The organism is Cedecea sp. FDAARGOS_727 (assembly GCF_012273235.1).
Taxonomy (GTDB): Bacteria; Pseudomonadota; Gammaproteobacteria; order Enterobacterales; family Enterobacteriaceae; genus Cedecea; species Cedecea davisae.
This window is the reverse complement of sequence record NZ_CP050966.1, coordinates 1,946,204-1,960,721: the sequence shown is the minus strand read 5'-3', so window position 1 is coordinate 1,960,721 and position 14,518 is coordinate 1,946,204. Positions and strand designations below refer to the sequence as shown.

General features: G+C 57.3%; 7 protein-coding genes and 1 pseudogene. All 8 read right to left on the bottom strand.

The window, feature by feature from the left end; genetic code table 11:
- Positions 1-171: 171 nt before the first annotated feature.
- Positions 172-1,458, bottom strand: a complete 1,287-nt coding sequence (locus FOC35_RS09360; RefSeq protein WP_172568757.1) for a dicarboxylate/amino acid:cation symporter — start codon at positions 1,456-1,458, stop codon at positions 172-174.
- Positions 1,459-1,640: 182 nt separating this feature from the next.
- Entirely contained in the window at positions 1,641-3,626 is a 1,986-nt protein-coding gene (gene hmsP / locus FOC35_RS09355) for a biofilm formation regulator HmsP (protein ID WP_216845783.1), read from the bottom strand.
- A 201-nt stretch (positions 3,627-3,827) separates the two neighbouring features.
- A pseudogene (gene bcsC / locus FOC35_RS09350) lies at positions 3,828-7,320 on the bottom strand (cellulose synthase complex outer membrane protein BcsC).
- Entirely contained in the window at positions 7,302-8,408 is a 1,107-nt protein-coding gene (gene bcsZ, locus FOC35_RS09345) for a cellulose synthase complex periplasmic endoglucanase BcsZ (protein ID WP_172568755.1), read from the bottom strand. The pseudogene bcsC and the gene bcsZ overlap by 19 nt, the downstream one beginning before the upstream one ends.
- A 5-nt stretch (positions 8,409-8,413) precedes the next feature.
- Positions 8,414-10,807: a cellulose biosynthesis cyclic di-GMP-binding regulatory protein BcsB gene (bcsB, locus tag FOC35_RS09340; RefSeq protein ID WP_172568754.1), complete on the bottom strand. Its 2,394-nt coding sequence runs from the start codon at positions 10,805-10,807 to the stop codon at positions 8,414-8,416.
- 16 nt (positions 10,808-10,823) lie between these two features.
- Positions 10,824-13,421: a UDP-forming cellulose synthase catalytic subunit gene (bcsA, locus tag FOC35_RS09335; RefSeq protein ID WP_172568753.1), complete on the bottom strand. Its 2,598-nt coding sequence runs from the start codon at positions 13,419-13,421 to the stop codon at positions 10,824-10,826.
- Positions 13,418-14,152, bottom strand: a complete 735-nt coding sequence (bcsQ, locus tag FOC35_RS09330) for a cellulose biosynthesis protein BcsQ (RefSeq protein WP_016538730.1) — start codon at positions 14,150-14,152, stop codon at positions 13,418-13,420. The genes bcsA and bcsQ overlap by 4 nt, the downstream gene beginning before the upstream one ends.
- Positions 14,153-14,164: 12 nt before the next feature.
- On the bottom strand, positions 14,165-14,350 hold the full coding sequence (gene bcsR / locus FOC35_RS09325) for a cellulose biosynthesis protein BcsR (protein WP_039898950.1): 186 nt from the start codon (positions 14,348-14,350) through the stop codon (positions 14,165-14,167).
- Between the last annotated feature and the right edge of the window lie 168 nt (positions 14,351-14,518).

Below are 14,518 nucleotides of genomic sequence, written 5' to 3'. Positions count from 1 at the left end.
CGAGTTGCAGGTAGGCGACAAAGGAGTGGGTCCTCAGAAGCTTACTTGAGTAAGTGACTGAGATGAGGGAGTGCGGCCAACATCCCTGCAACTTGAAGTATGACGGGTATTAGGGGTAATTATGCAGAGTTGCCCGCAGCGAGGGCAAGTCGCTGCGGGCAATTGGTCGGATTAGTGGGTGACTTCGGTCACTTTTTTGTCGGATTGTGGGTTATCCAGCTGCTCTTTAAGCTGTTTCTCATCAAGCTGCTTCACCCATTTGGCTACCACTACGGTTGCCACGCCGTTGCCGACCAGGTTGGTCAGGGCGCGTGCTTCGGACATAAAACGGTCAATACCGAGGATCAGCGCCAGCCCCGCGACAGGCAAATGCCCTACCGCAGAAATGGTTGCCGCCAGCACGATAAAACCGCTTCCGGTCACCCCTGCCGCCCCTTTAGAGGAGAGCAGCAGCACCACGAGGAGCGTTATCTGATGGAAGATATCCATATGGCTGTTGGTCGCCTGGGCAATAAATACCGCGGCCATGGTCAGGTAAATCGAGGTGCCGTCGAGGTTAAAAGAGTAACCGGTCGGAATAACCAGCCCCACAACCGATTTACGACAGCCGAGTTTTTCCATTTTGTCGAGCATGCGCGGCAGTACGGACTCGGAGGAAGAAGTCCCGAGCACGATCAGCAGTTCTTCTTTGATATAGCGAATAAATTTGAAGATGCTAAAGCCGGTGGCACGGGCAATCGAACCCAGAACCAGAACCACAAACAGAATACAGGTGATATAGAAGCAGACAATCAGCTGGCCCAGCTGCACCAGGGAGCCAACGCCGTATTTGCCGATGGTGAATGCCATCGCGCCAAATGCACCGATAGGGGCCAGGCGCATAATCATGTTGATGATACCGAAAATGACCTGAGAGAAGCTTTCGATAACGTTGAAGATAATCTGCCCTTTGTGGCCCAGGCGATGCAAAGCGAAGCCAAACAGCACCGCGAACAGCAGGACTTGCAGGATATTCCCGCTGGCGAAAGCGCCGATAACGCTGCCGGGGATAACGTCTAACAGGAAGGCAATCACGCCCTGCTGCTGAGCCTGCTCGGCGTAAACCGCCACGGCTTTAGCATCCAGCGTTGCGGGATCTACGTTCATACCCGCGCCAGGCTGCAGCACGTTAACCACCACCAGGCCGATAATCAGAGCGATAGTGCTGACAATTTCAAAGTAGAGCAGCGCAACCGCGCCGGTGCGGCCAACGGCCTTCATGCTTTCCATGCCAGCAATCCCGGTCACCACGGTACAGAAGATGACGGGCGCAATAATCATTTTGATCAGTTTGACGAACGCATCGCCAAACGGTTTCATTTGGGCACCCAATTCCGGGTAAAAGTGACCGAGCAGAATGCCGATAGCAATCGCGGTCAGAACCTGAAAATAAAGGCTTTTGAAGAGTGAGGTTTTCATTAGAGTATCCTTGAACGGAGAGTAACCGCAGCGCCGTATTCGGAACCGGTCGTACTGCGGCACTCAACATATCACCCCAAAAAAAACGCAGAAGTGGCCTCGATCTAATTTGTTAACAGAGTTGTTAAAAATTTGAGCTGAACCGCTACAGCTCGTAACATTTGTAACTATTGTTTTTACAATCAGGCGGCCAGGAACTCGTTTTCAAACTGTTCAAGCGTGCGGGCTTTAGCAAACAGGTAACCCTGGGCAAGGGTCACGCCGTGCTCCAGCAGCCAGTCGCGCTGGGCGGCTTGCTCCACGCCTTCGGCAACCACTTTCAGCTCCAGCGCTTTAGCCATGGCGATAATCACGCCGACCATCGCATTGTCCTCAGGCAGCCCATCAACAAAGCTTTTATCAATTTTCAGCACGTCTATCGGCAGCGCTTTCATATGGTGCAGATGGCGCAGGCTGGCGTAGCCCATGCCGAAGTCGTCCAGAGCAATACGCACCCCGGCCTGGCGCAGCGGCCGCAGGATATTCACCGCCGCCTGAGGGTCGTCTATGCGGCGGCTTTCCGTCACTTCAAGAATCAACGTACCCGGCTGAATACGGTAGCGGCTGAGCAACTCCAGCAGCGAAGGCACCATCTCTTCGTGCAGCAATTGTAGCGCCGAAAGATTGACTGACAGCGGCAGCGTGATGCCGCGGCTTTGCCAGGCCGCCAGCGTGCGGCACGACTCCTCAAGAATCCAACTGCCGACGGTAATCATCAGGCCGCAGGCCTCAATACGCTCGATAAGCCCGTCCGGCAGGCTCCAGCTTCCATCGGGCTGGCGCTGGCGGAGCAGCACTTCCGCGCTGACGACCGAGCCGTCCCGCATATCTACCTGCGGCTGGAGCCAGACGGCAAAGTTATGCTTTTCCAGCGCGTTAAGAATGTCGTGTTCTTCGGTCAGGCGGCGCTGGGCTTTTTCCATCTGCTCCGGGTCAAAGAACTGGATCTGGTTTTTACCGTGGCGGCGAGCCGACAGCGTTGCCGATGCGGCACGGCGGTATAGCTGCTCGGCGCTGAGGCCCGCTTTAAACATCGCGATGCCGATGCTGGCAGTCGGCTTAAGCTGAATGGCCTGTACCGGCAACCGCTCGTTCAGCGTCTCCATAACCTGCTGTGCCAGCGTCATGGCGTACCACGGGTCGCTGGTGCCGTAAGCCAGTAGCGCAAAATCATTGCTGCTTAACTGGGCCAGCACGGTATGGGCGGGCAATACTGCCTTAATTTTCTCCACCAGCGTCAGCAGCAGCATTTCCCGCTGCTCTTCATTGAGCACCCCGGCAGCATCCTGCAACGTCTCGCTGGCGATAAGCATCAGCGCTCCGTGCTTTTCATTCGCCACCATCTGTTCAAGCAGCGCAATCAGCAGCGCTTTATTCGGCAGGTCGGTCAGCGGGTTGCGGGTGCTGAGGGTGTTCATCTGCTCCTGCAAACGCTGGGTTATCTGCTGGTTGCGGTTATAGCTGCGCACCAGCATGCCGATTTCATCGTCATGGTGCAGCGGCGGCAGCGCCAGCTGGTGCTCCCCTGCCTGCTGAGGGTTAAGCCCATCAAGCTCGCGGCTAATTTTACGGATTGGGTGCACAACCAGCCGGTTAATACACCAGCTAATCGCCACGGTGAGGATCAGCGCCAGCAGCAAATAGGTGGTTAACAGCGTGGAGATAGTGCTGATGATGATGCGATACATGCGCCAGGAATCGGCCTGTAACACCAGGTAGGCCAGCGGCTGCGGGTTAGCCGGTCGTTCAAGCGAATAGAGCGGCAGGGATATCTGCACCGGCAGCTCAAACACCCGGGCGATAAGCATCGGGATTTGGTGCTCCGGTATAAAGCTCAGGCGCAGCGCCTGGAACTGATTCGGCAGCACCACGTCCGCCCGGCTGATAATGCCCGAAGGCTGAATTTGATGCAGGATGGCTTCGGCCTGCGGAATATCGGCACGCAGGATTGCGTCAGACAGCGGAAGGCGCACGGAGTGGGCGATTTTCTCCATCTGCATGGCGGTGTCGTACCGACTTTGCTGAACGAAATGGAACAGCTGAATGACGATAAAAATGAAAATAAAGACCAGGGCCACGGCCGACACCATAGCCATCTGTTTTATCGTTAAGGAACGACTGACTCGCAAGCTGACTCTCCGATATTGCTTAACCCACGCCACGCCCGGCATCAGGATATTCTTATGCCCGCAGAGTATACTGCATTGTCACAGGTTTTAATCCTGGCGGCAGGATAATCGGGTAATTCTGCTTTTACCGGCAAAACCGGCTGAGTTTCGTCCGAATTAGCAGGCGACAAGAGCAATCCCGCCACCTTCATAAGCCGTTAATCAGAAGTCCGCATAAGGCACCAGCGGCTGCGGCGGCATATCCATATCACCCTGCCATCCCCCCATTGAATAGCGAACAAAAATCAGCGCATGGCTTGGGGTGTAATCCTTGGCCTGTTGAATATCAAACCCGGCACCGATTGACCAGTGCGAGCTGATACGGCGCTCCACCAGCGCCCTGGCGGTGTAGCCAAAGCCGTTGCTGCTGCTGGCGGCGAAAGGCTCGTTGCGATCCGGGTAGCCCACGGGGTTGCCTCTGGGCAAAGGATTCAGATCGTTCGGCACTAAATCAGGGAGAGGGTAGCGTCGGCCCGCATTACTGTGGGAATAAGACCACGAGCCGGAAGCGCCCAACTCCCAGGACCAGTTCTCCGTACGCTTGCGCCAAATCACCGGCACGGCAAACGAGAGGTATTTTTGCGGACTGTAATAGCCGCCCTGGCCGAGGAAATAGTCGCTGAGATCTTTTTCGTAGTGCCAGACCATATTGGTGAGGCCAACGGTCAGCCGCTGGTTATTCTCATTGATAAGCTTGTAGTAATAACCCGTCATCCAGCGTACACGCCAGTTATCGGCAACGTTTTTACCGGTCAGCGAGTCCGCGCTCAGGCTCGACCACACGCCGTTCGCTTCACCTTTATCGTAGCTGAGGCTAAGCCCGCCCCCCGTGGCACGCACGCCGCCCCATACGGTATTAGTATTCGGATCGCGCTGCCCGCCGAAAGAGAGCAGCGAGCTGGAGATGGACCGCCGGTGAGCATTAACGGTGTAGCCAAACGGGCCGAGATCGTTGCTGTAGCTAATGCCGCCGACAACATCAACAACGTCAAAACCTAGCGGCGTAGTGCCGACATCCGTTTGCCAGGTGTTATTTTTCCAGCCCACCGCCAGGCTTGCGCCGTTGGCGCTCTGGTTGGTGTTACCGTGGCAGGTATGTTCGTTACAGGTCCCCCAGCGCTCATGGTAGCCCGCGCCGCCATCTTTAAACGACCCGGCATCCATGTTTACCATATCGGTACGGAACCACATTCGCCCGTCGCTTAGCGGAGCATCAACTTCCAGCATCGTAGTATGTGCTTTCAGGTCAGAGTAGCCCGGCGTACCGCTGGATCCCCAGTATTCATGATCGAGGGTAACGTTCACATCTTGCTGACGATAAAGGTCAGCGGCATCGCTACGCACCCCGCGCTTCAGCCAGTCGTCTTTCTCATCGTTGCGGGTCAGGCGGGTAAAACTGTCGTTATCCATCGGGCGTTTGTCGGTAACGCCCGATGCAACCATCGCATCTTTATAGGTTTCCAGCGCCTGCTGTGGCTGGCCGTTAGCAGCCTGGAAGCTTGCGGCATCGCGCATCACCAGCGCACTTTCCATGGAAGGCGGCTGCCGTTTAGCACTTGCCAGAATAGGCGCAAAGGTTTTTTCAGCCCTGCTATTGTCGCCCAGCGCGGCCCACGCGTTGGCTACCCGCCGTTGGGTATTGATTGTCGGTGCTTCTGCCGTCGGAGCCTGCTCCAGTTTCGCCAGCTGCGCACGGGCCTGAACATTATCGCCATCGGCAATCAGCACCTCGGTTAGCCCGAGCAGGGCATCATCGTTTGCCGGAGAGCGCTGCAACACTTTTTGATACTGATTTTTAGCCTCAGCGCGGTCACCGCGCTCTGCTGCCCAGTCTGCCAGAGTCAGGTCTACGCGGTCGGAAACCGGCTGCTGGCGTAGCAACGCGATAGCTTCTGGCTCTTTGCCGCCATCCCGCAGGCGATTCACCGTTTGCATCACCTCGTTGAACCGCAACCGGCTCGCCAGCTCCTGGATATTGTCGTTCCACTGCGCTTTTGGCAGCGTATCGAGATGGCTGAGCGCCGCCGCATCATTATCATTGCCGGACAGATAAAGCCCGTAGGCATAAACCTGTTCAGGATCGCCCGGCTTACGCTGAGCAAGCCCGCGCATCAGGCCATCGGCCTCGCTATGCTGCCCCGCCGAATAAAGATCGTTTGCCAGGCGATAAGTTATCCACACGCTGCCCGGATCCATTTGCAAACGCTGACGCTGCACCTGCGCAGCCCTCGCCCATTGGCCCTGGCTTTCCAGCGCGCTGGCCTGCTGTTCAAGGCGCTCGCCCGTAATACTGCGCTCAATATCATCGATACTGCGGCGCTGGCTGGCCGACAGGCTTTGAATATAGGCCATAGCCCGCTCCGGGGACTGGCGGCGGTAGACATTAGCCAGACCGCGAACCGCGTTGCTGTTGCCGCGATCCATCCGCAGAGCCTGCTGGTAATAGCGTTCGGCGCTGGCGTCATCTTTTTTGGCCACGGCCACATCGCCAAAGCCCAGCACCGCATAGCTGTCGGTGTTATCAACCGACTGCGCCTGCTGATATTTGAGGCGTGCTGCATCAGGATTATTAGCCTTCAGCAGGGCGTCCCCCTGCTCGATAAGCAGCCAGTAACGGTTGGTTTTTAGCAGGCTGTCCCACTTGCCGCGATTGTCGCTGTCAGGGTCCATCTGAATGGCTTTCTGGAACTGCTGTACCGCCAGGGCGCGGTTGCCCTGCTGGGAATAAGCCTGCCCGAGCGCGCCCACAACCTCGCTGTCGTTTTGCTTAGCACTTAACGCCTCTTTCAGCTGCCCGATAGTTTTACTCCCACCGCCACTGCTTACCCCGGCAAGCCCCTGGGCGCGGGCGCGGAATGCAGGGTCAGCCAGCTGTTTTTGCTGCTGCTCGAGCCGCGCACGGGCGGTGGTCACCGTATCTCCATCGCTAAAAACGGTCAGGAAGCGCTGCAGGGCGGCAACGCTTATCGGCCCTGCGGGAAGGCTGTCTATTTGGTTGTACCAAAGCGTCGCGGCATCTTCACGGCTGGTATCAGACTTCGCCATCTGCTCCAGAATTTGAAACGCCTCGGCGCTGCGGCCGTTGGCAAACATCAGCCGCGCAAGGCTTCCCCGAAGCTCGGCGTTGCCCGGCGCTGCCGCATCCAGCGCTTTTAACTTATCAATGGCCTGATTAACGCCGCCTGGCCATCAGCGTCCAGTATTCAATCGCCAGGTCACCAGCCGGAGGGTTGCCGTTAAACAACTTTTCGTAAGCCGCGATAGCTTCATCGGTATGCCCGCTGGTCGCCAGCAAACGCGCCTGCTGTAGCTGCTGGCGGCCTTCTGCACCGGTCAGCATCATGGTGGTTTGCGACTGTTTGTATTCGTCGGAGTCCGGCGCCTGCTTTGCCAGCCGGTCTAGCAGTTTTTTCGCTCCGGCGTTGTCACCCTGGCGCAGCAGGTAGCGCATACGGGCGGCAATAACGTCCGGGTCGTCAGGCGCCATCAGCTCCAGCCGGTAAAGCGACTGGCGCACAATATCTTCGCGCTTGCTGGCCTCGCCAAGCCGCACCTGCTCAAGTAGCTGCTGCTGAGGCGTCAGCGCGGCCTGAGCTGCCGGTGTCAGCGCTATGGCCAGCGAGAGGGCGATAAAACTTAATGAGAACCTGCGCATACCTGCCCCCAGCCCGGGAGTAATTCACCCAGAGAATTAAAGCGAAAACGTTTTTGGTCCCATCCCTGACCAAAGAGCGTCAAGACGAAGCTGTAGTAGGCATCCGCCTGTGGAAAGTTATCGTTTACCCGCTGGCGCTGGACCTCACGCGCATTGCCGTCCTGTAAAAAGGGCAGCATGGCGGCAGAGAAACCAACCGGTCCTTTGCCCCGGGCAATGCCGCTTTTCACATCAACTTTTTCCGGCGGCACGCCCTGCCTCGTCGTAAGGTCGGCCATCGGCTGGAACCGTTTAAGCAGCAGTGCCTTGTGCGGATCGTTATCGGCCATCATGCCGACCCAGAGATACACACGAATAGCGTTATAGCTGCCGTAGCGGCTGTCATCTTCATTAAACTGCCAACCTTTACCCTGTTGCCAGCTGGCCCAGTCTGGCGAAAAGCCTTTGGGGGCCGTTTCCAGAAGCAAACGCTGGTTTGCGGCTCTCATGGCGGGCCATGGCCCTTCATAGCGAACAACGCGTTGCAACACCTGCGGCGGAATGTAGCTTGGGTTCAGCCGCCACGCAGGGGCATGATTAAAGCCGACTTTACCGGGCAAAAGCGTAAAACCGAGCCCCGGGATTTTGACCACTTCCTCTTTGGCGACGCGTTTGAGCAACTGCTCGCCGAGGCGGATATAATCGGGCTTTTTCCACAGCCTTCCGGCCTCCAGCAGGCTCCAGACTATCCACATATCGGCATCCGAGGCAGAGTTGCTGTCCAGCACCGTCCATTCACCCTTTTCATCCTTTCCCCACAGCCAGGCGGGAAGATGGGCTTTCAGCGCCCCTTCTGCGAGGTTGTTCTCGGTCCAGCGCAATAGCCTGTCGAACATGTCAGGATCGTTGGCGACCAGGGCAAAAAACAGCGCATAGCTTTGCCCCTCGGAGGTGGTGATTTTGCGCTCGTCGCTCGGGTCGATAACCCTTCCCTGGTCACTGATATAGTTCTGCCTGAACTGTTCCCAGGCGGGCCAGTTACAGGCCGCCCGCCCGCTGACGGCTATCAACATCAGCCCTGCCATTAGCAGCGCAGACCTTAATCTCATGGCAATTACTCGTCTTCCGGGTCGATACGGCGGCGGCTAAGAATACGCAGCACTCGCCACAGCACCCAGGCCAGCAGCACAACGCTTATTGCCGCGAAAATCGCCAGCAGAACCGGGTGGTTAGACAGCGCGTACCAGATACGCTCGAACCACGGCAAATGGCCGACATAGTAAATATCACCTACGCGAAGGCTATTCACCCCGGACTCGCGGATCACCGCAACCGAGCCCGAAATTGCCGCTCGCTTACCGCTGTCATTTAACGCGCCGTTCAACAACTCATAACCACGCGGGCTATCAGCCAACAGAGCAAGAACGCTGCGCTGGTCGTTATACGGTGACTGGAATCCAACAATAGCGGCCATCGGGCCGGCGGAGGATACCGTGGTCTGTATATCGGCCACGCGATCGTTCGGGTCAGAAACCGCACTCAGCAGAGGCGACTGGCGAACCGGCGTTTTCACCCAGCTCTGCGCCGCCTCGACCAGCAGATCGATACGTTTATCATCCTTCAGGCCCGGCGGAATAGAGCCGATTATTATGATATCGGCATCTTTGCCCTGAATAGCGCTGCCGTCATCGGTCAAATCGACATTCAGCGCCGGAAGCCCGGTCTGGGAGCCAAGGGTGCCGAGCGTATCCAGCAGGGCGGTCATCTGCGCTGGTTCAGGCGTTTTGCCTACGACCACGATAGTTTGAGACAGATCGGCCATGCGGCTGAACGGGAAGCCCGCATTAGCAAACGAGCGCAGATCCGGCATCGCGATAAAGTGGTGGTAGTTGGAGAAATCGATGGTCGATTCGTCCTCAACCACAACGTGGTTCTGCACCGGCTGGAAGGTAATACAGTTCTCAATTGAGCCACCCGGCATCGGGTTCATGTACGGGAAGTCAAAGCGCAGCTGATTGGCGGCACCCAGGCGCAAAGCCGGGATCGCCACATCGGTTTTGCCGTCCAGCAGCCCCTGTAACACCGGCAGGCGTAGCAGCAGCTTGTTATTTTCTTCGTTCGGCGTCAGGTTGAACGATTGCAGGAACTGGTTGTTCAGGCTGATGTCCATGCGCGAGCTGTCCTTCATCGCCGGTGCGGTATAGCGATATTTCAGGTTCAGATCGATACCGTTGCTGCGCAGCAGATAGAGATCCGGCGGCAGATTCATCGTGATGTTAATAGCGGCAGGTTCCAGCCCGCTGGACTGAAGCTGCTCCTGGTAGGTTTTTAGCTCGCCGAGGGTAATTGGCCTGTCGGTTCGTACCCAATTTGGCGCGTCGTATGGCTGGCGCGGCAGCAGCGGCTTCACGTCGTCGACGGTGACGCTGCTGCCCCGGAACAGAATATTCCCCTGAGCGATGCCTTTGGCGGCCTGCAGCAAGTCTTTATCATCGCGGCCAAAGACCACCAGCAACTTGATATACGGGTTGCCCGGATGGTTAATCATTTCAACGGTTGGCGCTTTCACCGGCGGGTGGTCACGCAGGAAGTCGGGCCGCTTATCGTTGGTGGCAAACACGATGCCGTTGCTGTCCGGCAGCTGGTTATACAATACCGGGAAGCTCTGGCCCCGCCAGGCGGTGCGGGAGCCAAACCATGAGGCCACAATCCCGGCGGCACGCTGCTGCTCTATATCCGGGCTGGCGGCGAAAACAAAAGGCAGGGTCAGCGGGCGGTCGTCGCGTGGGTCAAAGAAAGGTATCGGGAAGTGCGACAGATCGTTTTTCACCGCCAGCCGCTGGTAGGTCAGCGCCAGAGAGCTGCTGCGCCCGACGTCCATCCACAATGTGGTGCTGGCCGGGTTTTCACAGATATCGCGATAATGACCGACAAACTCCAGCCGCACGCGGTTAAAGTCGGTGATGTAGAGCGGGTTAATCGGCACCTGGGCGAAAGTTTTCTTGCCCAGTTGCTCTTTGGTCACCGGCAGAACGCCCATCAGCTCGTCGTTAAGATAAACCTTCAGCTGCGACTGCACCGGCAGCAGCGCCGGAGAAGGCGTGTACTCGAGGTTCAGAAGGGCTTTGGACACCACCTCATCGCTGCGCATGCCGAACTCGACCGAGCCGGTCGGGTTGACGCCGCGTAGCACCATACTGCCCGGCGGCGGCGCGATTTGTGCGAAATTCAGTTTTACATCGCGCGAAGGGATGTTTTCGGCGACGATCGGCGCATTTTCTCCGGTCACGCCCGGCAGCACTTGCCCCACCTGAGCCGCAGCATCCGGCGGAGTAGCCGGTATTAGCGCCTCCGTCTGAGCAGGCGCAGGTGTCACCGCCGCCTGGTTTGCCGTAGCCACCGTCGGCACCGTTGGGGTCGGCGTCGCATCAGCCGCATTCACCGCTGTAACAGGCAGGGCGCTCATGCCTACCGCCGCTGCGCAAAACCAGGATATTTTTCTTTTCATCGCGTTTTCATCAAAGTTAGGCCATTGCAGTTTTTGCCGGTTTAGCGACCGGGTTGTGCGGAATAAATGACACAACCCAGTCCACCAGCGCGGTGATGGCGTGGAAAATAAATTTCAAAGACGGCGGGGCAAACTCGGCCAAATGGCGGTAGCCCCGGAAGCCAAGTTTGAGAATATCCAGCAGGCTTTCCAGCGGCTTATCCTCGGGGAAACTGTCCTGCCACAGCGCCCATGTATCGGCCCGGGCAAAAGTACACTGGATAAAATCAATATGTTGCCGGGTCGTCATCTGAGCCAGCTGCAGGCCGACTTCATCCCCAAACACGCGGACCACCTGCGCCGGGAAGAAATATTCCTGCGCGCCACGCTTCAGCAGCAGGTTGATCTTCTGCCCTTCCAGCACCTGAGCAGGCCCATGAATTTTGATCCCCACGCCGCCGTCGGAGTAGTCATGAACCGTACACGGGAACAGGTGCCCGTCTTCACGGGCAAGCGCCGCAGGCATGGCTATTTCAACGCGGTGCGCCCGCCTGACCTGCTTGCTCTCAACTGAAACCGCCACCGCGCCGCCAAGGATTATCAGGTTGTAGAACACCCAAAGCAGGCTGACGACCACCGTTAGCGCTTCATTTTCAGGGCCGTAGAAGAAACGCCACGCGCCCACAACCACGCCGAGCAGGTTTATCAGGACCAGCATCAGATACGGCCTGGTGATGACCCAATCCACATACTCGTTCTCGACCAGACCGCCTTTTGCGGTAACGTTGAACTTGCCTTTATGCGGGTTAAACAGCGCCACCAGGGTCGGCTGGGCGATGTACCACGCCAGCACCGTTTCGTAGATTTCACTCCAGAAAGAATGGCGGTATTTGCCCTGAATTTTCGAGTTGGTCAGGCTGGCGTGGATCATGTGCGGCAGCACAAACAGGGCAATCATGATCGCCGGGGCATAAATGATGTAGGCGTGGAACAGCAGAAACGCCAGAGGTGCGGTCAGGAAGATGAGCCGCGGCACCCCGGAGAGGAAATGGAACATGGCGTTGGCGTAGCAGAGCCGCTGGGCGAACTTCAGCCCTTTGCCGAAGAACGGATTATCCAGGCGGAAGATTTGCGTCATGCCCCGCGCCCAGCGAATACGCTGCCCAATATGCGCCGAGAGGCTTTCCGTCGCCAGGCCCGCCGCCTGCGGGATCCGCAGATAAGCAGAGGTATAACCCCGGCGATGCAGGCGCAGAGAAGTGTGGGCATCTTCGGTAACCGTTTCGACCGCAATCCCGCCAATTTCATCCAGCGGCCCGCGGCGTATAACGGCGCAGGAGCCGCAGAAGAAGGTGGCGTCCCACATATCATTTCCGTCCTGCACCAGGCCATAAAACAGCGTGCCTTCGTTAGGCGTTTTGCGAAAACGCCCGAGGTTGCGTTCAAACGGGTCCGGGGAGAAGAAGTGGTGCGGGGTCTGCATCATCGCCAGCTGTTTCTCTTTGAAGAACCAGCCCATAGTCAGTTGCAGGAACGAGCGTGTCGGCACATGGTCGCAGTCAAAAATCGCCACAAAGTCGCCTTTGGCGTGCTTCAGGGCGTTATTAATATTCCCGGCTTTAGCATGTTCATGAGTGGTACGGGCGATGTAGTTCACCCCGACCATATCGGCAAACTGCTTAAACTCGTCCCGGCCGCCGTCGTCCAGGATCCAGATATTGAGCTTGTCCTTAGGCCAGTCGATACCCATCGAGGCATAAATCGTGCCCTTCACGACGTGCAAGTCTTCGTTATAGGTCGGGACAAAGATATCCACCACCGGCCAGGTGTTGATGTCTTTCGGCATCGGCACCGGCTGGCGGTTAAGCGGCCAGACAACCTGGAAATAGCCCATCACCAGCACCAGCCAGGCATAGGTTTCGGCGAACAGCAGGACAAGGCCAAACACCAGGCTGACAGGTTCGTTCCAGTTCAGGGTCGAGGTGTAGCGCCACCAGATGTAGCGACAGGAGACGGTGAGCGACAGCACTATCAGCATCAGGGCAGAGAAGCGCCCCGGCAGGCGACGCACCAGCAGCGCCACGCCCCACAGCAGCATCAGGAAGATAAATTGCGCCAGCGGGTTAAACGGCTGGGTAATACACAACAGCGCCAGAACGGAGGAGAACACGACGATAACGCCGAGAATAATGCGCCGGGCGGTATCGCTGATATGTCCCAGCTCTTTCTCATCTTCGAGGTGCTGAGTCTTCTGGCTAAAGCTTTCCGGGAGTTTATCAAGCCAGCCGTGCCAGCTCTCGCGCCATGCCTGCATACGGCCGAATGAGCGCAGGCGTGGGCGCCCAACCCGCCGCTGAGAAAACAGCAGCAGCCAGGCGCTTTGAATACCGTAGCGCAGGAAGTCCAGCGGGCGCGGTTTATTGGGGTTGATGTGGGGATAAAGCCTATGGTGTTCGTCGCGGACCCGGCTCCAGCGCTCTCCCTCCAGCGGCAACAGGGACCAGGCCACAATCAGCCACAGGCAGCCAAGCGCGGCGCTAAACGGAGGAGCGCCGTTGCGGCGAAAGGTGAGATAACGTTCCCCCAGCCGCTGGCTGGCAGCGGGGAGCAACAGCCACGACGCTATGCTGCTCATATATCCTTCCCAGGCAGATTCAGCAGGCACCAGTTGGCGAGCGTCATCATCTCTTCAGCGATGAGCGAGTCCGGGCGGTATTCCCCCAGAGGCTGTTTCACCGCCGCGCTTTCGGCCATCGCCTCATCGCGGTGAAGAATAATCGGGATCATCGCGCGCTGGCTTTGCAGCCAGAGTTGATAGATATCGTCCTGCAGCTGGCTGGCGACCAGCAAATAGTTCACCAGCAAATGCGCGCCCTGAGGCAGGGCCTGCTGGTGTAAACGGGTATGGCAGTTGGAGTCAGGCTTGGCTACCGTCAGCACGCTGTCCGTTTCGCTAAGCAGCTGGCGCGTCAGGGCTTCAAACCCGTGCGGCAGGTCTACCAGAATCCACCGGTAGCGCTGGCTTTCTTTCAGGTCGGCAAGGTAATGGCTGAACTGGCCCAATGCGGTTTCTACCGAGGAGAAGGTCTCACGCTCCGCCGGACTAAGCTTGCCAAACGGCAGCACGTCCAGATGGCTGGTATAGCGCCATGCGCTTTTACGCCAGTCCTGATTATCCAGCATGGCGCGCGCCCAGCCCTGAGGGTTGGCGAAATCAATATTAAAAAACAGGCGCAGCAGGTTATCCGGCGAGGTATCAATCACCAGCACCGTCTCCCCAAGCTGCTGCAATGACCAGCCCAGCGCCGCAGTGATAGAGGTGGTTCCTACTCCACCGCGCAACCCCTGTAACCCAATGACCGCCATCAGGCACGCTCCCTATTGTTGCGTTAACTCCGCCAGCAGCGGCCAGCGCTTAATTGCCGCCGCCAGTTGCTCTCGCTGAGAGATATCTGTGTAATCTATTTCAGGTATCGAAAAAGCTTTGCTTAGCGCCAGAAAATCATTCTGGAAGGCATACACAAGTTTACCCTCCTGAACATCATCAGTTTCATTCTCGGACATTACCCCTACCATCCTCAGGCAAATCATTGTTATCAACAATTAAAGACAAAGATGCAGAAAATGCAGTGTGATTTACAATACTAAAGCGGGTGAGATTTATTTTTAAGGGTAGATTTATTTCTCAACGTGCGCTAGTAAATTGACATGTATACTAAATTTATACCCAGG

Coding starts and splice junctions, on each gene's coding strand:
- FOC35_RS09360 (WP_172568757.1), bottom strand. CDS start 1,458: ATGAAAACCTCACTCTTCAAAAGCCTTTATTTTCAGGTTCTGACCGCG.
- bcsZ (WP_172568755.1), bottom strand. CDS start 8,408: ATGAGATTAAGGTCTGCGCTGCTAATGGCAGGGCTGATGTTGATAGCC.
- bcsB (WP_172568754.1), bottom strand. CDS start 10,807: ATGAAAAGAAAAATATCCTGGTTTTGCGCAGCGGCGGTAGGCATGAGC.
- bcsA (WP_172568753.1), bottom strand. CDS start 13,421: ATGAGCAGCATAGCGTCGTGGCTGTTGCTCCCCGCTGCCAGCCAGCGG.
- bcsQ (WP_016538730.1), bottom strand. CDS start 14,152: ATGGCGGTCATTGGGTTACAGGGGTTGCGCGGTGGAGTAGGAACCACC.
- bcsR (WP_039898950.1), bottom strand. CDS start 14,350: ATGTCCGAGAATGAAACTGATGATGTTCAGGAGGGTAAACTTGTGTAT.